The 16,791-nt window shown below is 68.3% G+C and carries 14 protein-coding genes; 7 read left to right on the plus strand and 7 right to left on the minus strand.

Annotated features, from left to right (window positions below; genetic code table 11):
• The 3 genes from QM701_RS16615 to QM701_RS16625 all read left to right on the plus strand — a co-directional run bounded on the left by QM701_RS16615 (position 1) and on the right by QM701_RS16625 (position 3,703).
• The gene (locus QM701_RS16615; RefSeq protein ID WP_415168119.1) at positions 1 to 987 is read left to right on the plus strand and encodes an ABC transporter permease; all 987 of its coding nucleotides are present in this window, start codon (positions 1 to 3) and stop codon (positions 985 to 987) included.
• A gap of 45 nt (positions 988 to 1,032) precedes the next feature.
• Positions 1,033 to 2,127 (plus strand): alcohol dehydrogenase catalytic domain-containing protein, encoded by a 1,095-nt coding sequence (locus tag QM701_RS16620; RefSeq protein WP_415168120.1) that lies wholly within the window; start codon positions 1,033 to 1,035, stop codon positions 2,125 to 2,127.
• Between the two features lie 91 nt (positions 2,128 to 2,218).
• Entirely contained in the window at positions 2,219 to 3,703 is a 1,485-nt protein-coding gene (locus QM701_RS16625; protein WP_415168121.1) for an FGGY-family carbohydrate kinase, read from the plus strand.
• A 26-nt stretch (positions 3,704 to 3,729) separates the two neighbouring features.
• On the opposite strand, the gene QM701_RS16630 is transcribed toward QM701_RS16625, so the two are convergent.
• Positions 3,730 to 4,134, minus strand: a complete 405-nt coding sequence (locus tag QM701_RS16630; RefSeq protein ID WP_415168122.1) for a surface-adhesin E family protein — start codon at positions 4,132 to 4,134, stop codon at positions 3,730 to 3,732.
• A 111-nt stretch (positions 4,135 to 4,245) separates the two neighbouring features.
• Between QM701_RS16630 and QM701_RS16635 the strand changes: the two genes are divergently transcribed.
• Positions 4,246 to 5,514 carry an ATP-dependent 6-phosphofructokinase gene (locus QM701_RS16635; protein WP_415168123.1) on the plus strand — a complete coding sequence of 423 codons (1,269 nt, stop codon included), beginning with the start codon at positions 4,246 to 4,248 and terminating at the stop codon, positions 5,512 to 5,514.
• Positions 5,515 to 5,615: 101 nt separating this feature from the next.
• The gene (locus QM701_RS16640) at positions 5,616 to 5,915 is read left to right on the plus strand and encodes a hypothetical protein (protein ID WP_415168124.1); all 300 of its coding nucleotides are present in this window, start codon (positions 5,616 to 5,618) and stop codon (positions 5,913 to 5,915) included.
• A 45-nt stretch (positions 5,916 to 5,960) separates the two neighbouring features.
• Here QM701_RS16640 and QM701_RS16645 read toward each other — a convergent pair whose 3' ends face one another.
• A complete protein-coding gene (locus tag QM701_RS16645) occupies positions 5,961 to 6,575 on the minus strand; it encodes an acetate uptake transporter (RefSeq protein ID WP_415168125.1) in 615 nt (204 codons plus the stop codon).
• Positions 6,576 to 7,099: 524 nt separating this feature from the next.
• Here QM701_RS16645 and QM701_RS16650 point away from each other — a divergent pair.
• Positions 7,100 to 8,800 carry a diphosphate--fructose-6-phosphate 1-phosphotransferase gene (locus QM701_RS16650; RefSeq protein ID WP_415168126.1) on the plus strand — a complete coding sequence of 567 codons (1,701 nt, stop codon included), beginning with the start codon at positions 7,100 to 7,102 and terminating at the stop codon, positions 8,798 to 8,800.
• A gap of 80 nt (positions 8,801 to 8,880) precedes the next feature.
• Here the strand turns inward: QM701_RS16650 and QM701_RS16655 are convergent, their stop codons facing one another.
• From QM701_RS16655 to QM701_RS16675, 5 genes are all read right to left on the minus strand, one after another.
• Complete coding sequence (locus tag QM701_RS16655) at positions 8,881 to 9,387, minus strand: Hsp20/alpha crystallin family protein (RefSeq protein WP_415168127.1); 507 nt, start codon at positions 9,385 to 9,387, stop codon at positions 8,881 to 8,883.
• Positions 9,388 to 9,449: 62 nt separating this feature from the next.
• Positions 9,450 to 9,830 carry an Hsp20/alpha crystallin family protein gene (locus tag QM701_RS16660; protein WP_415168128.1) on the minus strand — a complete coding sequence of 127 codons (381 nt, stop codon included), beginning with the start codon at positions 9,828 to 9,830 and terminating at the stop codon, positions 9,450 to 9,452.
• A 13-nt stretch (positions 9,831 to 9,843) separates the two neighbouring features.
• Positions 9,844 to 10,275 (minus strand): Hsp20/alpha crystallin family protein, encoded by a 432-nt coding sequence (locus tag QM701_RS16665; RefSeq protein ID WP_415168129.1) that lies wholly within the window; start codon positions 10,273 to 10,275, stop codon positions 9,844 to 9,846.
• A gap of 140 nt (positions 10,276 to 10,415) precedes the next feature.
• Entirely contained in the window at positions 10,416 to 13,616 is a 3,201-nt protein-coding gene (locus QM701_RS16670; RefSeq protein WP_415168130.1) for an efflux RND transporter permease subunit, read from the minus strand.
• 12 nt (positions 13,617 to 13,628) lie between these two features.
• A complete protein-coding gene (locus QM701_RS16675) occupies positions 13,629 to 14,843 on the minus strand; it encodes an efflux RND transporter periplasmic adaptor subunit (protein WP_415168131.1) in 1,215 nt (404 codons plus the stop codon).
• 194 nt (positions 14,844 to 15,037) lie between these two features.
• Between QM701_RS16675 and QM701_RS16680 the strand changes: the two genes are divergently transcribed.
• On the plus strand, positions 15,038 to 16,342 hold the full coding sequence (locus QM701_RS16680) for an NYN domain-containing protein (RefSeq protein WP_415168132.1): 1,305 nt from the start codon (positions 15,038 to 15,040) through the stop codon (positions 16,340 to 16,342).
• Positions 16,343 to 16,791: the final 449 nt, after the last annotated feature.

Consider the following 16,791-nt stretch of genomic DNA (forward strand, 5'->3'; position numbering starts at 1 on the left):
TTGAACGCGGACGGCGCCCCGGCCATCGCCGCGGCGCCCGCCCGGCCCGGCGCGCTGGCCCGCCTGCGGCGTGCGCCGTACTTCTTCCCGCTCGCCGGGCTGGTCGCCGTGTGCCTGGTGATGGTCGCCGCGACCGACAACTTCCTGTCCGGCGACAACTTCCTGAACATCGCGCGGCAGGTGTCGATCAACGCCATCATCGCCGTCGGCATGACCTGCGCCATCCTCACCGGCGGCATCGACCTGTGCGTCGGCGCCGTGATGGCGCTCTCCGGCACGCTGATGGCCGGGCTGATGGTGGCCGGCGCGCCGCCCTGGGCGGCGATCGCGCTGGGGCTCGGCGTGGGCCTCGCGTTCGGGCTGTGCAACGGCTTCTTCGTGGCCTACGCCGGCATGCCGCCGATCATCGTCACGCTGGCCACCATGGGCATCGCGCGCGGGCTGGCGCTGATCTACACCGGCGGCTACCCGATCGACGGCCTGCCCGAGGCCTTCGCCTTCTTCGGCCGCGGCACGGTGTTCGGCATCCAGACGCCGGTGGCGGTGATGCTGCTCGTCTTCGCGCTGGCCTACCTGCTGCTCGACCACACGCCGGTCGGCCGCTACATCTACGCCATCGGCGGCAACGAGGAGGCCGCGCGCCTGTCCGGCGTGCGCGTCGCCCGCTACAAGCTGCTGGTCTATGCGCTGAGCGGCTTCACCTGCGCCGTGGCCGGGCTGGTCCTCGGCTCGCGCCTGATGAGCGGCCAGCCGAACGCCGGCGTGGCCTTCGAGATGGACGCCATCGCCGCCGTGGTGATGGGCGGCACCTCGATCTCGGGCGGCCGCGGCTCGATCGTCGGCACGCTGGTCGGCGCGCTGATGCTCGGCGTGCTCAACAACGGCCTGAACATGATGGGCGTCTCGCCCTACGTGCAGAACATCATCAAGGGACTGATCATCCTGTTCGCCATCTACATCAGCCGCGAACGCAGGAAGCGCCGCTGATCCGCCTTGCCGGAACATCCACCGATCTTTCACAGGAGACTCGCCATGCACGCATCCGCCGCAGACATGCTCGCCCTGGTCGCCCACGGCCCCGGGGACTACCGCCTCGAACGCATCGCCCGCCCGAAGCCGAAAGCCAACGAACTGCTCATCGCCATCGGCGCCTGCGGCATCTGCGCCGGCGACGACAAATGCCACGCCGGCGCGGCGATGTTCTGGGGCGGCGCGGACGGCGGCGAGCCGTGGGTCAAGACGCCGGTCGTCCCCGGCCACGAATTCTTCGGCACGGTGGTCGAAGCCGGCGAGGGCGCCGAGGAGCATTTCGGCGTGCGCGTCGGCGAGCGGGTGGTCGCCGAGCAGATCGTGCCGTGCGACAAATGCCGCTTTTGCCGCAGCGGCGCGTACTGGATGTGCGAAGTGCACCACATCTTCGGCTTCCAGAAGGGCGTCGCCGACGGCGGCATGGCCGAATACATGCTGTTCCCGTCCACCGCGCGGGTGCACAAGGTGCCGGACAGCCTGAGCTTCGAGGACGCGGCGATCATCGAGCCGCTGGCCTGCGCCATCCATACGGTCAATCGCGGCGACATCGGCCTGGACGACGTGGTGGTCATCGCCGGCGCCGGTCCGCTCGGCCTGTTCATGGCGCAGGTGGCCTACCTCAAGACGCCGAAGAAGCTGATCGTCATCGATCCGGTCGACGAACGCCTGTCCCTGGCCCTGAGCTACGGCGCGGACCTGACCATCAACCCGGCGAAGGAGGATGCCGAGGCCGTGGTCCGCGCGCTGACCCAGGGCTACGGCTGCGACGTGTACATCGAGGCCACCGGCAGCCCGGCCGGCGTCACGCAGGGCCTGGCCATGATCCGCAAGCTCGGCCGCTTCGTCGAGTTCAGCGTGTTCGGCAAGGAGACGACGACCGACTGGTCGGTGATCGGCGACCGCAAGGAGCTCGACGTGCGCGGCGCGCACCTGAGCCCGTACACTTACCCGGTCGCCATCGACCTGCTCGAACGCGGCTTCGTCACCTCCAAGGGCATCGTCACGCACCGCTTCGGCCTCGCCGACTGGCGAGCCGCCTTCGACTGCGCCCATGCGGTGGATTCGATCAAGGTGCTGCTCGTGCCGGAAGCGGTCTGACGCGGGCGGCTTTTCGCCCGGCGGCGCGGTTTTCGCGGAAAATGTCGCGGATTGCGCAGCGGCTTTCCGCGGAAAGGCAGGACAAACGAAAATGGCATACTTCCTCGGCATCGACATCGGCGGCACCGTCATCAAGAGCGGCCTTTACGACGAGCGCGGCAGCGAAAAGGCGGTGGCCGCGCTCAACGACCCGGCGGTCGCCGGGCCGGTCGGCTGGAGCGAGCGCGACATGTACGCCATGTGGCGCACCGTCTGCGCCAGCGTGCGCCGCGTGCTGGCCGAGGGCGGCGTGCCTCCGTCCGAAATCAAGGGCGTCGGCTTCTCGGCGCACGGCAAGGGGCTCTACGCGGTCGACCGCGACGGCGAGCCGGTGCGCAACGGCATCATCTCCTCGGACAACCGCGCGCTGCCGCAGGTCCGCGCCTGGAAGGCCGCCGGGGTCGACCGCGCCGCCTATCCCTACGCCTGCCAGCAGGTCTGGGCCGGCCATCCGGTATCGCTGCTGGCCTGGCTCAAGGCCAACGAGGCGGCTGCCTACCGGCGCATCCACCGCATCCTGATGGCGCACGACTGGATTCGCTACCGGCTCACCGGCGAGTTCGCGGCCGAGATCACCAACATCTCCGGCAGCAACCTGTTCAACGTCAACACCGGCGCCTACGAGCCGGAACTGCTGCGCCTGTTCGGCATCGAGGAAATGCGCGACTGCACGGCGCCGGTCGTCGGCTCGGCGGAGTGCCTGGCCGGCGTTTCGGCGCGCGCCGCCGAGGAGACCGGACTGGCGGCCGGCACGCCGGTCTACGGCGGCTTTTTCGACGTGGTTTCCACTGCCGTGTGCGCCGGCCTCGCCGACCAACGCTTCATCAACGTGGTGATGGGCACGTGGACCATCGCCACCTGGATCGCCGACAGCATCCCGGCCGCCGAGTATCCCTACACCTGGGGCCGCTACTGCATTCCCGGCAGGTACTTCGTGCACGAGGGCAGCCCGACCTCGGCGTCGAACCTCGAATGGTTCGTGCGCAACTTCATGCCGGCCGCCGAGCAACCGTACCGGCGCTGCGACGAGATGGTCGCCGCGCTGCCGAAGGGCGCGACGGGCGTACAGTTTCTGCCCTATCTGTTCTCCTCCAACCTCGGCGACAACCTGTCGGGCGGCTTCTACGGCCTGGCCAACGCGCACGGCCTGCCGCAGCTGGTGCAGGCGGTCTATGAGGGCATCTGCTTTGCCCAGCACGCGCACCTCGAACGCATCCTCGCCCTCTCCGGCCGCGACCGCCTGCTCCGCCTGACCGGCGGCCCGGCCCGCTCGCGCGTCTGGATGCAGATGGTCGCCGACGTCGCCCAACTGCCGGTCGAGGTCATGCACGTCAAGGAATCGGGCTGCCTCGGCGCGGCGATCGCCGCCGCCGTCGGCGCGGGCGCTTATGGTTCTTTCTCGGAGGCCATGGCGGCGATGTGCCCGGTCGGCACGCGCCTGGAGCCGGATGCGTCGGCCGCCGCCCGCTACCGCGAGAAGTACGCCTACTTCCGCGAGCTGGCGGCCCGGCTCGACATGCTGCCGCCGGCCGTCTGATCGCCGTGGTCAGCCGCCGGCCGGACTCAGTCCTGCCCGCAGGCGATCCGCCACAGCTTTTCTTCCATCGAGCCGGCGGACACCGAGTCCCACGTGTCGGCCTCGTCCTCGTCGGCGGCGACCGTGGCGCCGCTGCCCATGGCGCCGGCATAGGACGTCGAGGCCAGATATTTCTGCCGCCGGTCGGCGCAGTCGTAGGCGGTGCGCACCACCGTCGACAGGTAGGGCGGCTGGCCGGGGTCGACCTGCGGCTCGCCCCAGCGCACCAGATGCCGCAGGTGCGCGAGCGGGCCGTCGCGGCGCAGGCTCGCGCGGTCCACGTAAATGCGGGTGTTGTCCTCGAAGCGCTCGATCTCCCGCCAGTCCGCGCGCGCGGCGGAACACAGGAGCAGCAGCAGCGGAACGGCCAGTCGTCGCAGCCTCGTTTTCATGGGGCGCGATTCTACCGTATGCCGATTTCGGAACACGGTTTCATTTGACCGCGACGGCGCGAGTCGGGGATACTTTGGGCTGACCGCAACCGCATTTTCTTGGATCGAATCATGGATATCACCGTGCTCGGCGAGGCCCGCTACCCATCGCCGCTCAATTACCACGTCAGCGACAAGGCCAGAGTGCCGTTCACCGTCATCGTCGATCCCGACGCGCCGCCCGCCGAGGAACTGTTCTTCGAGGTGGCCGGGCCGCGCGAACGGCTGTTCTTCGATCCCGCCAAGACGCGCGCCGGCATCGTCACCTGCGGCGGCCTGTGCCCCGGCCTCAACAACGTGATCCGCTCGCTGGTCCTGCAACTGCACCACGGCTACGGGGTGCGCGAAATTCTCGGCTTCACCAACGGCTACCAGGGGCTCGATCCGTGGCGCGGCTCCGAGCCGGTGCCGCTGACGCCCGAGTTCGTCGAGGACATCCACAAGGAGGGCGGCACCGTGCTCAACACCTCGCGCGGGCCGGTCGACGTCAGCGTGGCGGTCGACAACCTGATCCGGCGCAAGGTCGACATCCTGTTCGTGGTCGGCGGCGACGGCACGCAGCGCGGCGGCGCCGAACTGTGCAAGGAAGCCCGCACGCGCGGCCACGCGCTGGCCGTGGTCGGCATCCCCAAGACCATCGACAACGACGTGGCCTTCGTCACCCGCACCTTCGGCTACGTCACGGCGGTGGACGAGGCGGCCAAGGCCATCGCCTGCGCGCACACCGAGGCGCACAGCGTGCTCAACGGGATTTCGCTGGTCAAGATCATGGGGCGCAACGCCGGCTTCATCGCGGCCGGCGCGACGGTGGCCAGCCAGGACGTCAATTTCACGCTGGTGCCCGAGGTGCCCTTCGTCCTCGACGGCGAGAACGGCTTCCTCGACGCGCTCAAGAAACGCATCCTGAAACGCGCCCATGCCGTGATCCTGGTCGCCGAAGGCGCCGGGCAGCACCTGCTGGCCGGCGGCGAGGAGCAGCACGACGCCTCCGGCAACGTCAAGCTCAAGGACATCGGCATCTTCCTGCGCGACCGCATCGAGGCCTACTTCAAGGCCGAGAAGATTCCGTTCGCGCTGCGCTATTTCGATCCGAGCTACATGATCCGCAGCGTGCCGGCGTGCGCCGAGGACGCCGTGCTCTGCGATTTCTACGCGCGCAACGCCGTGCACGCCGCCATGGCGGGCAAGACCGGGCTGGTGATCGGCCAGCACCACGGCGTATTCACCCACGTCCCGATCGATCTGCTGGCCAAGCGGAAGAAGCAGCTCGATCTCAACAGCCCGGCCTGGCAGGGCGCGCTGGCCTCGACGGGGCAGAATTTCGCGCAGTTCCCGGCCTGAGCGCGGCCGTTCCGCGCCGCGGGCGACGGTAGCGCGGAGACGGAATCTTTCCCGCCGGCGGCGATCAGACGGAAACGGTTCGGCCTGGAGAGGAGTCAGTCATGGAGAGGATCGGCGATTTCGGCGAAACGTTCGTCGACAGGAAATCGGAGCGCGAAATCTGCGCGTTCGGCGAGGACTGCACGGGGACGGTGCCGGAGATACATCTGCGCATCTGCGCCTTCGGCGAGGACTGCGGGGAGGCCGCGCCAACGAACGACGGCGTCGGCCCGTTCGGCGAGCATTTCGAGGACCGCCCGTCCGCGGCGGACATCTGCGCGTTCGGCGAGCCCTGCGCGGAAGGCACCCCGGAACCCGCGCAGCGCATCTGCGCGTTCGGGGAGGAATGCCCGCCGAATTAGCCAGTGCGGAGCCTCCGCCGACGGAGGCCCCGGCGCGCCGGCCGCTTACTTGAAGATGCCGAACGGCTTGCCGACGGGCAGGAAGACCCGGCCGAAGAAGGTGTTCAGCACCACGGCGCCGCAGGCGTAGAAGGACAGCAGGGCGGTGATCAGCTCGGCGACCGCGCCGATGGTGTGCGTGAGATGCGGCGCCACGCCGAAGGCGTTGAGCGCCAGCGCGGCGAGCAGAATGTCGATGACCACCATGATGGTGAAGATCAGCTTGCTGACCTCCATGGCGCCGAGGGTCATCAGCACCGAGAAGATCAGGTAGCCCAGGAAGGCGAAGCCCAACTGCTTCACGTCGCACGCGGCGGCGAGTTCGGGGCCGAAGACGCCCATTTTCATCATCCAGGCCGTGGCCACGGCGTACCAGAAGAAGGCGTAGGCGCCGAACACCGTGCCGCCCCAGACGTTCTCGTAGATGAAGTCGAGGATGCAGGCGATCAGCTGGGCCGTCGCGCCGAGGAAAATGGCATAGACGATCACGAAGGACAGCCCGGTGGTGAGGCCGAGCTTCTGCGAGGCGGCGACCAGCGTGACGATGGCCAGCCCGAACAGGCCCAGGGCCGTCGGGTTGGCAATGGCAATCTTGACTCTCTGCGTCTCGGCGGTACTCATCGAACAATCTCCTGAAAGGATTAAGGAAGGGAAAAAAAGGAGGCGCGGATGCATCGGGCGGGAATCCTCGCGGCCGGGCGCCGTCGTGGCGCGGCCGCAAGGGCATCGGGCGGAAAAAGGGGCGGCGGGGCGATTCTTGCTTTTATCCCTCCCCCGCCGGGCCGCGCATTATAGTCGGCGCGATACCGGCGGGCAAATACGCCCCCGGACGCGGCTCCATGCCGATTCCCGGGGGTTCCCCGCGCCGCGGTTCCCGGACCCGCCCGCGGGCCGGCGAACCACGGCAGGATGGTAGTGCAACGCGGATTTAATCCCATTGCGGTTTTCCACAGTCCGAGGCGTCCGGCGCGCCCGCCGGTGCAGGGTACGAAGGCGATGTCCGCCGCCGCAGCGGAGCAGGCGAATGAGGTAGAATCAATCGATTTTGCCGCAGAGCAGCGCCAGCGCAAGGCCCGTCGCGGATTCTTGCCGGTTCTTCGTGCGCGGTCGGCGGCCTCCCGTTTTTCTTACCCGAGGAATCACGCATGAGCACGCTGTCAGATCAGCTGTTGAAGATGGAAAGGCACAACTCGATTTTCGAATCGGCCGTCCGGGCGCTGCCGCTCCCCGTATGCGCCGCGTTCGGCGACGCCGTCCGCCCGCAACCCGTCGCCTTCGCGGCGAGCGGCCGCGTCCTCGGCACCCGGGACGGCGAGCAGGTGGCCGCGAGCTTTCCCCATTCGGTGCAGGCCTCCGGCAACGCCGTCCTGGCGGCCGCCGGCGTCAACCGCGCCGCCCCGCGCGGCAAGCGCGTCGCCGTCCTGTTCTCGGGCGGCCCGGCGGCCGGCGGGCACAACGTCGTGTGCGGCCTGAAGCGCGTGCTCGGGCCGGACAACACCCTGTTCGGCGTGCGTCCCGGCCCGAAGGGGCTGATCAAGGGCCAGCTGTTCGAAATCACCGAGGCCGACATCGACCGCGTCATCAACACCGGCGGCTTCGACTTTCTCGGCACCGACCGCACCAAGATCAAGACCGACGCCCAGTTCGCCTACGTCAAGGAAACCTGCCTCAAGAACAGCATCGACGCCATCGTGGTCATCGGCGGCGACGACTCGAACACCAACGCCGCGGTGCTCGCCGAGTTCCTGTTCAAGGGCGTCAAGGCCGACGGCTCGGGCGTGCAGGTGATCGGCGTGCCGAAGACCATCGACGGCGACCTGCAGATCGGCGACCTGCTGCCGATCTCGTTCGGCTTCGACACGGCGACCAAGATCTACGGCGAAATGGTCGGCAACATCCTGCAGGACACCCGCTCCTCGCTCAAATACTGGCACTTCATCAAGCTGATGGGCCGTTCCGCATCGCACGTGACCATGGAAGTGGCGCTGCAGACCAAGCCGGCGATCACCCTCGTCTCCGAGGAAATCGCCGAGAAGAAGCAGTCGCTGGCCGCCATCGTCGAGGAGATCGCCCAGGCCGTGGCGGTGCGCGTCGGCAAGGGCATCAACCACGGTGTGGTGCTGATTCCCGAAGGCGTGATCGAGTTCATCCCCGAAATGAACGCGCTCATCGCCGAGCTCAACGACGTGCTCGCGCACCATGCCGCCGAATTCGCCGCGGCGGCCGACAAGGCCGCGTTCGTGGCCGGCCGGCTGACGCGGGGCAACGCCCGGCTGCTCGCCTCGCTGCCCGCCTACGTGGTGCGCATGCTGCTCGCCGACCGCGACTCGCACGGCAACCTGCAGGTGTCGCTGATTCCGACCGAGCAGCTGCTGGTCGACATGGTCAAGGCGCGCCTCCAGGAGATCGACGCCGACATCCCGTTCGCCGCGCACTGCCACTTCCTCGGCTACGAGGGCCGCTGCGGCGCGCCGACGCTGTTCGACGCCGCCTACACCTACAACCTGGGGCTGACGGCCGGTTCGCTGATCCTCGACGGCCGCACGGGCTACATGGCCACGGTGACCGACCTCGACCGAGGCGGCGAGCCGCGCGCCATCCCGCTGACCGGGCTGCTGAACATCGAGCGCCGGCACGGCAAGGACGAGTTCGTGATCGAGAAGGCGCTGGTCAAGATGGATTCGCCGGCCATGCAGTACCTGCTCTCGCGCCGCGCCGCCTGGGCGGCCGAGGACCTGTTCTGCTCGCCCGGCCCGCGCCAGCTGTGGGGCCCGGCCGCCCGCCAGATGCCGATCAGCGTCGCGCTCAATTCCGGGGCGCAATCGCTGGAGTTCAGGATCGGCTGAGCGGCGGACGCCGCCATCGAAAAGCCCGGGTCGGCGTTGTGCGCGCCGGCCCGGGCTTTTTCTTTTCTATGTGTTGCCGATCACTCCACCGGCACGTTGACCGACTTCGGCGGCGCCGGCTCCGCCTTGGGCAGCTCGACGCGCAGGACGCCGTTCCTGTACGTGGCGCTGGCCTGGTCGGCGAGCACTTCCACGCTGAGCGGCACGCTGCGGCGGAAGCTGCCGTAGGCGCACTGCATGATCCGCCAGCGCCCTTCGGTGTTTTCCCGCGCGAAGCGCTTTTCGCCGGAGATGACCAGCGCGCCGTCGCGCACTTCGATGGCGAGGTCCTGCTTTTCCATCCCCGGAATTTCCAGACGCACGACGAGGCGTTTTTCGTCCTCGAAGACGTCGCCGCCGAGCATCGACCAGCTGCGGCTGGGCATGTAGAACGCATCGTCGACTTCGCTCCCGGCCGGCAAGTCGGTCTTTTCGCCCGGCTTGAAGCGCGTCAGCGCCCCGGACGCCGATTCGGTCAGATGCTTCCAGCCTTCGGCGAGGTTGTCCCACAGCGAACCGACGCTTTCCTTGAACGAATCCAGATTCATCTTGCTCTCCTTGCGCGCATGTGGCAGGCGGAGGGGAACGCGGTGCGTCCCCCTCCGGCCGTTCAGCTCAGCCGGACTTCGATGCGCCGGGGCTGCGCGTGTTCGGCCTTGGGAATGCGCAGCTTGAGCACGCCGTGGTTGAACTCGGCGCTGACCTTGCCCGCATCGAGCTCGCGGGACAGGGTGAACGCCCGGCGGTAGTGCGGCAGGCTGACTTCCGCATGGCTCGATTCCATGCCTTCCGGCAGTTCGAGGGCCACCGTCCCTTCGATGGTCAGCGTGTCGCCTTCCACCTGCAGGCTGAGCTTGTCCTTCGGTACGCCCGGCAGGTCGGCGTACAGCGTGATGCCTTCGGCATCCTCGATCACGTCGGTCGGCGGCAGCAGCGCGGCCTCGTTGCGGGCGTTTTCCGCGGATTTGGCAACAGCGGTGTTTTCGCTCATGGTGTCGTCCTCCTTACTGAATGGTGATGCGCCGCGGCTGGGCTTCCTGCTTGCGCTGGATGCGCACGTGCAGCACGCCGTCGCGGTACTGGGCCTCGATGGCGGACGGATCGACGTCGTCGGGCAGCGAGACGACGCGCCGGAAGCGTCCGGCGAAGCGTTCATCGATGTGCCGCGTGGCTTTTTCCGGAACCGCTTCGGCCTTCCGTTCGCCGGCGATGGTGAGCATGCCCTTGACCAACTGCACGTCGAGCGTCGCCGGGTCGATGCCGGGCGCGAACGCATAGATGTCCACCGCCTTCGGCGTGCCGCCGACGTTGAGCGCGGGGAAGCCGCGCGTCAGGCCGCGGATGCTCTGATTCGGGTCGAATGTTTGCTGGAGTTCACGTTGCAGCCGGTCGAACTCCGCGAACAGGTCGCGAGGGAACAGGGAACGGTAATACATGAAGATCTCCTTTCCTGGGTTGCGGGTGCTGGCGCGAGCCACCCGGATACCCCTTAATTAGGGAAATCCGCTGTATTTTCAAGACCTTGATTTTGTGGTTTCCGTCCCCATCTAATTAGCTTTTGGCGTCGGCCGCCCGCTCATTCGTCGTCCTTTTCCTCCCGGGTTTCGCGTTCCAGGCGCTTGATCAGCTTCTCGTGCGCCTTGGCGTGCGTCTGCCGGATTTCCTCGAACAGGTCGCCGGTGCTGCGCGGCTCGGCGAGCCGGCGGTCGGCGATCAACCGGTAGAAGAGCGGCACGAAGAACACGGCGAGGAAGGTCGCCGCCAGCATGCCGCCCATCACGCCGGTGCCGACCGCCCGCCGCGCGCCGGCGCCGGCGCCGTGCGAGATGGCCAGCGGCAGCACGCCGAGGATGAAGGCCAGCGAGGTCATCAGGATCGGCCGGAAGCGCAGCCGCGCGGCTTCGATGGCCGCCGCCGCCGCGGTCATGCCCTCGCCGTGCTTGTACACCGCGTATTCGACGATCAGGATGGCGTTCTTGGCGGCCAGGCCGAGCAGGGTGACCAGGCCGATCTGGAAATACACGTCGTTGTTCATGTCGCGCAGCCAGACCGCGGCCAGCGCGCCGAAGGTGCCGAAGGGCAGGGCCAGGAGCACCGCCAGCGGCAGCGACCAGCGCTCGTACTGGGCGGCGAGGATCAGGAAGACCATGATCGCGCCGAGGATCAGCGCGTAGCTGGACGAGCCGCTCGATTTCTTCTCCTGGTACGAGGCGCCGCCCCAGTCGAAACCGAAGTCGGAAGGCAGGGTTTCGCGGGCGATGCGCTCGACCTCGGCGATGGCCTGGCCGGACGAGATGCCCGGCGCGCCGTTGCCGATGATCTTGACCGACGGCAGGTTGTTGAAGCGCTCCAGCGTCTCCGGCCCGGTCGTCTGGCGGATCTGCGCCAGCGCCGACAGCGGCACCATTTCGCCGCGCTCCGAACGCACGTAGATGCCGCCGATCTCGCCGGGGCTGCTGCGGAACGCCGGCTCGGCCGACATCAGCACCTGCCAGGTGCGGCCGAACTTGTTGAAGTCGTTGACGTAGTAGGTGCCGAGCGTCGCCGCCAGCGTGTCGAACAGGCCGTCGATCGGCACGCCGAGCGTCTTGGCCTTCTCCCGGTCGACGTCCACGTCGAGCTGCGGCACGTTGGCCCGCCACAGCGAGGAGACCATGGCGAAGTTCTTGTCCGCCTGCAGCTTGCCGATGAACTGCTGGCTGACTTCGCCGAGCTTCTTGGCGCCGCCCTCGCCGCGGTTCTGCAGGTAGAACTCGAAGCCGCCGGAATTGCCCATGCCGAAGATCGCCGGCGGGCCGAAGGCGAGCACCAGCGCTTCCTTGATGTGCGCCGTCTTGGCGAACAGCTCGCCGATCAGTGCGTCGGCCGGCACCGGGCGTTCGTCCCAGTGCTTGAGCGTGACGAAGAAGGTCGCCGCGTTGTTCTTGAAGCTGCCGCCGATGAAGTCGAAGCCGGTGAACACGATGGTGTGCGCGACGTTCGGGTTGCCGCGGATGATGCCGTCGACCTCCTTGACGATGCGGTCGGTGCGCTCCAGCGACGCGCCGTCGGGCAGGTAGACCGCGCTGATGTAGTAGCCCTGGTCCTCGTCCGGCACCAGGCTGCCCGGCGTGAATTTCCAGAAGCCCGCGGTGATCACGACCATGCCGCCGAACAGCAGGGCGCCGAGCGCGCCGCGCCGGATCAGCCAGGCCACGCCGCGCGTGTAGCGGCCGGTGACGCGGGTGAACCAGCGGTTGAAGGCGTCGAAGAAGCGGTTGCTGGCCTTGTGCTCCTGCCGGAGGATGAGCACGCACAGCGACGGCGTCAGCGTCAGCGCGACGATGCCGGAAATGACCACGGCGATGGCGATGGTCACCGCGAACTGCCGGTACAGCTCGCCGGTCAGCCCGCCGAGGAAGGCGATCGGCACGAACACCGCGCACAGCACCAGCACGATGGCGATCACCGGCCCGGTCACCTCGTGCATGGCCTGGATGGCCGCCGCCTTGGCCGGCACCTGCTCCTCGTGCATGATGCGCTCGACGTTCTCCAGCACCACGATGGCGTCGTCGACCACGATGCCGATGGCCAGCACCATGCCGAACAGCGTCAGCGTGTTGATCGAGTAGCCGAGCAGCAGCATGCCGGCGAAGGTGCCGATCAGCGACACCGGCACCGCCAGCGTCGGGATCAGCGTCGCCCGCCAGTTCTGCAGGAACAGGTACACCACCAGGAAGACCAGGACCATCGCCTCGCCGAGCGTCTTGAGCACCTCGCGGATCGAGACCTGCACGAAATCCGTGGTGTCGAAGGGGATCGCGTAGGTCAGGCCGTCGGGAAAGCGCGTGGATAGCTCGGTAAGCGTCTTCTTCACCGCCGTGGCGGTGTCCAGCGCGTTGGCGCCGGGCTTGAGGAAGATGCCCATCAGCGTCGCCGGCTGGCCGTTGTGGCGGCCGATGAAGTCGTAGTCGCGCGAACCGAGCTCGACGCGCGCCACGTCCTTCAGGCGCAGGATCGAACCGTCGGCGCCGGCGCGCACGATGATCTTCTCGAACTCGGCGACGTCCGCCAGGCGCCCCCGCGTGTTGATGGTCAGCGACATTTCCTGGCCGGACGGGGTCGGCGGCTGGCCGATCCGCCCGACCGCGTACTGCGCGTTCTGCTCGTTGATCGCGCGCACCACGTCCGAGGCGGCGAGCTTGAGCTGCGCCAGGCGGTCCGGCTTGAGCCAGATGCGCATCGAGTAGTCCTTGGCGCCGAAGATCTGCACGTTGGTCGTGCCGGGCACGCGCTTCAGTACGTCGAGCACGTTCAGCGTCACGTAGTTGCTGGTGTACAGGTCGTCGTAGCGCCCGTCGGGCGAGGAGAAGGCCAGCACCTGCAGGAAGGAACTGGAGTTCTTCTCGACCTGGATGCCCTGCCGGCGCACCTCCTGCGGCAGGCGCGCCTCGGCCTGCTTGACGCGGTTGTTGACGTTGATCACCGCCTGGTCGATGTCGGTGCCGATGTCGAAGGTGACGTTGATCTCGACCCGGCCGTTGGAGGCCGAGGTGGAGTTCATGTAGATCATGCCCTCGACGCCGTTGATCTGCGTCTCCAGCGGCGCGGCGACAGTCTTTTCCAGCACGTCGGCCGAGGCGCCGGGGTAGGTGGCGGCGACCAGCACCTGCGGCGGCGCGATCTCCGGGTATTGCGCGATCGGCAGATTGCGCATCGAGGCCAGGCCGGCGATGACGATGAAGATCGAGATCACCATGGCGAAGATCGGCCGGTCGATGAAGAAGCGGGAGAACATCGCTCGGCCTCCTTACTTGCCGCCGGCCTGCGGCGCGGGCGCCGATCCGGGCGCGGCGGGCGCGGCTCCCGGCGCGGCCGCGGGCGGCGTGACCTGCACCGGCGCGCCCGGCCCGAGCTTGACCACGCCGTCGACGATGACCTGGTCGCCGGACGCGAGGCCCTTCTGCACCACCACGTCGCCGCCGTGCCAGTCGCCGGTTTCCACCGGCCGCATCTCGGCCTTGTTCTCCGCGCCGACGACGAACACGTATTTGCCCTGCGGCCCTTCCTGCACCGCGCGCTGCGGCACCCGGAAGACACCCACGCGCGCGGCGCCCGCGAGCACCACCCGCACGAACTGGCCGGGCAGCAGCAGGCCGTCCGGGTTGGGCAGCTCGGCGCGCCCCTCGCTGGTGCCGGTCTCGCGCGAGACGCGCACGTCGGAAAAGTCGGTGAAGCCGCTCTTGCCGTAGGTGCTGCCATCGGCCAGCTTGACGCTGACCTCGAAGCGCCCGTCGCGGGGCCAGCGCAGGCGCCCGGCGTCGGCGTCCTGGCGCAGCTTCAGGCGCTCGTTGTCTGGGACGCCGAAGATCACCTGGATCGGATCGGTCTGCGTCACCGTGGTCAGCAGCACGTCCGGTCCGGAGACCAGCGAGCCTTCCGATTTCAGCGCGCGGCTGGACACGCCCGTCAGCGGCGACTCGACGCGCGTCCACCCCAGGTTCAGCCTGGCCTCGCGCAGGCGCGCGCGGGCGGCCATCAGGTCGGCGCGGCTGATCGCCTGCGCGGACACGGCGTCGTCGTAGTCCTTCTGGCTGATCGCCTTGGGTTCGAGCAGCGGCGCCAGGCGGGCGGCGTCCTTCGCCGCCTGCTCGCTACGCGCCTCGGCGGCGGCGACGTCGGCCTCGGCGCGTGCGACGGCCGCCTCGAACGGCGCCGGGTCGATGGTGAACAGCGACTGGCCGGCCTTGACCCTGGCGCCCTCGACGTAGTTGCGCTTCTGCAGGATGCCGGTTACCCGCGCGCGCACTTCCACCTCGCGCGAGCCGAGCGTCTGCGCGGCGTATTCGAGCGTCACCGGCAGGGTTTCCTCCTGCACGGTGACCGTGGACACCGGCACCGGGCCGCCGGCCATGCCGCCGTGCCCGTTCTCGGGCGCCTTGCCGCAGGCGGCGGCGAGCAGGCACAGCAGGGCGGCCGAGAAATACCTGGTGCACGGGCAAAAAAAGGTCTGGCGGCGCGGCATGGAGTTTCTCCGGGACGATCCGCCCTCGGCGAGGGCGTCGGATGGTTGACGAAAAAGCTCGGGAATTTTACCTGCTTGCGGGAAATTCAGGCGTTCCGGTGCAATCATGAGTGCGTCGGAGCCGGACGGAAGTTCCCGCCGGAGAAAAGCGCGGCGAGAGGTATACTCCGCCCAACCCAAACCAGGAGAAAAACATGGCGGCATCACCCGAATCGGTCAGCATCGCGATGTTCTGCGATTTCGAGAACGTCGCGCTCGGCGTGCGCGACGCCAAGTTCGACAAGTTCGACATCAAGCCGGTGCTCGAACGCCTGCTGCTCAAGGGCAGCATCGTGGTGAAGAAGGCGTATTGCGACTGGGAGCGCTACAAGGGCTTCAAGGCGGCGATGCACGAGGCCAACTTCGAACTGATCGAGATCCCCCACGTGCGCCAGTCGGGCAAGAATTCGGCCGACATCCGCATGGTCGTCGACGCGCTCGACCTGTGCTACACCAAATCGCACGTCGATACCTTCGTCATCGTCAGCGGCGATTCGGATTTCTCGCCGCTGGTGTCCAAGCTGCGCGAGAACGCCAAGCACGTGATCGGCGTCGGCATCAAGCAGTCCACCTCGGACCTGCTGATCGCCAATTGCGACGAATTCATCTTCTACGACGATCTCGTGCGCGAGAGCCAGCGCGCCGTGGTGCGGCGCGACCCGAAGGCCGCGCAGAGCGTGCCCCGCCTGTCGCCCGAGGAACATGAGGCGCGCAAGGCCGAGGCGATCGAACTGGCGGTAGCGACCTTCGAGGCGCTGGTCGTCGAGCGCGGCGAGAGCGGCAAGATCTGGTCGTCGATGCTCAAGGAGGCGATGAAGCGGCGCAAGCCGGACTTCAACGAAAGCCATTTCGGCTTCCGCAGCTTCGGCAACCTGCTCGAAGAGGCGCAGGCGCGGGGCCTGCTGGAAATCGGCCGGGACGAGAAGTCGGGCGCGTTCGTCTCGCGCAGCGGCGCGGTCCAGCCGATCGTCGCCGAGTCCGCCGCCATGGTGGAGGAGCCGGCCGCCCGGCCGGAGCCGAAGGCGGCCGAGGAGGGCGCCACGGCGGCCGCGGGACGGCGGGGCCGGAACCGGGGCAAGCGGAACGGCCAGGAGGCCCGGAAGACGGACGCCGAGGTCCTCACGCCCGCCGAACCGGCCGCTGCTGCGGCGCCCGCGCCGGAGGCGCCGGATGCTCCTGAAGCGCCCGCCGCCATGCCGGCGGCGAAGCCCCGCCCGGAACGCGGGCCGGGCGGCAGGGCCCGGACGCCGGCGAAGGACCGTTCCGCACCGGCGGCGGCACAGCCCGAGGCACCCGCCGCCGAACGCGCGGCCGAAGCCGGGCATCCGCCCGAACCGTTGCCGACGCCGGTGGCGGAGGATGCGCCCGCGCCCAAGCCGGCCGCATCGCGCGGACGCCGGCCGCGCAAGCCGAAGGCCGCGCCGGCCGCCGAATCCGCCGCCGGGGCGGACAAGAGCTAGCGCGCTCCGCAAAGCCGCCGTTGCGGCGCGGGCGGGTTCCTGCGCCGGATCGGAAGCGCGGGGGCACGCCGGCTTACGGCCGCGCCCGCGAGGCCGGTCCGGCGGCTTCCTCCAAGGCTTCCTCCGGCTTTCCCTTACGTCGTGATGCCGGCGATCCGGCGGCGTCCATGCGCGCTTACCGCGCCGCGATGGTTCGTAATATCCGATGTAAAGCTCAAATATATTCGACTTGTTGGGTGTTTTTTGGCGACTTAGGATTTCAAGCCAGTTGTCGCGTAACGGGCTGAAGTCCAGCCGGCACGGCCATTTCACGGAATGTGGTCTGTTTCGGGCGAGCAAGGATCGCTTCGCCCGGGAGAGTCGACGCGCAGGCGGAATCGGCGTTCCTTTCGTGCGGACATGGCGCGACCAGAAAGAAGAAACAGAAATATCGCGTGATACCGGTTCTC

Origin of the sequence: Propionivibrio sp. (genome assembly GCF_047602565.1) — a bacterium.
Classification (GTDB): Bacteria; Pseudomonadota; Gammaproteobacteria; order Burkholderiales; family Rhodocyclaceae; genus Propionivibrio.

What these genes read in the sequence shown, in the direction of transcription:
- QM701_RS16620 (WP_415168120.1), top strand. Translation starts at nt 1,033, where the DNA reads ATGCACGCATCCGCCGCAGACATGCTCGCCCTGGTCGCCCACGGCCCC.
- QM701_RS16625 (WP_415168121.1), top strand. Translation starts at nt 2,219, where the DNA reads ATGGCATACTTCCTCGGCATCGACATCGGCGGCACCGTCATCAAGAGC.
- QM701_RS16630 (WP_415168122.1), bottom strand. Translation starts at nt 4,134, where the DNA reads ATGAAAACGAGGCTGCGACGACTGGCCGTTCCGCTGCTGCTGCTCCTG.
- QM701_RS16635 (WP_415168123.1), top strand. Translation starts at nt 4,246, where the DNA reads ATGGATATCACCGTGCTCGGCGAGGCCCGCTACCCATCGCCGCTCAAT.
- QM701_RS16640 (WP_415168124.1), top strand. Translation starts at nt 5,616, where the DNA reads ATGGAGAGGATCGGCGATTTCGGCGAAACGTTCGTCGACAGGAAATCG.
- QM701_RS16645 (WP_415168125.1), bottom strand. Translation starts at nt 6,575, where the DNA reads ATGAGTACCGCCGAGACGCAGAGAGTCAAGATTGCCATTGCCAACCCG.
- QM701_RS16650 (WP_415168126.1), top strand. Translation starts at nt 7,100, where the DNA reads ATGAGCACGCTGTCAGATCAGCTGTTGAAGATGGAAAGGCACAACTCG.
- QM701_RS16655 (WP_415168127.1), bottom strand. Translation starts at nt 9,387, where the DNA reads ATGAATCTGGATTCGTTCAAGGAAAGCGTCGGTTCGCTGTGGGACAAC.
- QM701_RS16660 (WP_415168128.1), bottom strand. Translation starts at nt 9,830, where the DNA reads ATGAGCGAAAACACCGCTGTTGCCAAATCCGCGGAAAACGCCCGCAAC.
- QM701_RS16665 (WP_415168129.1), bottom strand. Translation starts at nt 10,275, where the DNA reads ATGTATTACCGTTCCCTGTTCCCTCGCGACCTGTTCGCGGAGTTCGAC.
- QM701_RS16670 (WP_415168130.1), bottom strand. Translation starts at nt 13,616, where the DNA reads ATGTTCTCCCGCTTCTTCATCGACCGGCCGATCTTCGCCATGGTGATC.
- QM701_RS16675 (WP_415168131.1), bottom strand. Translation starts at nt 14,843, where the DNA reads ATGCCGCGCCGCCAGACCTTTTTTTGCCCGTGCACCAGGTATTTCTCG.
- QM701_RS16680 (WP_415168132.1), top strand. Translation starts at nt 15,038, where the DNA reads ATGGCGGCATCACCCGAATCGGTCAGCATCGCGATGTTCTGCGATTTC.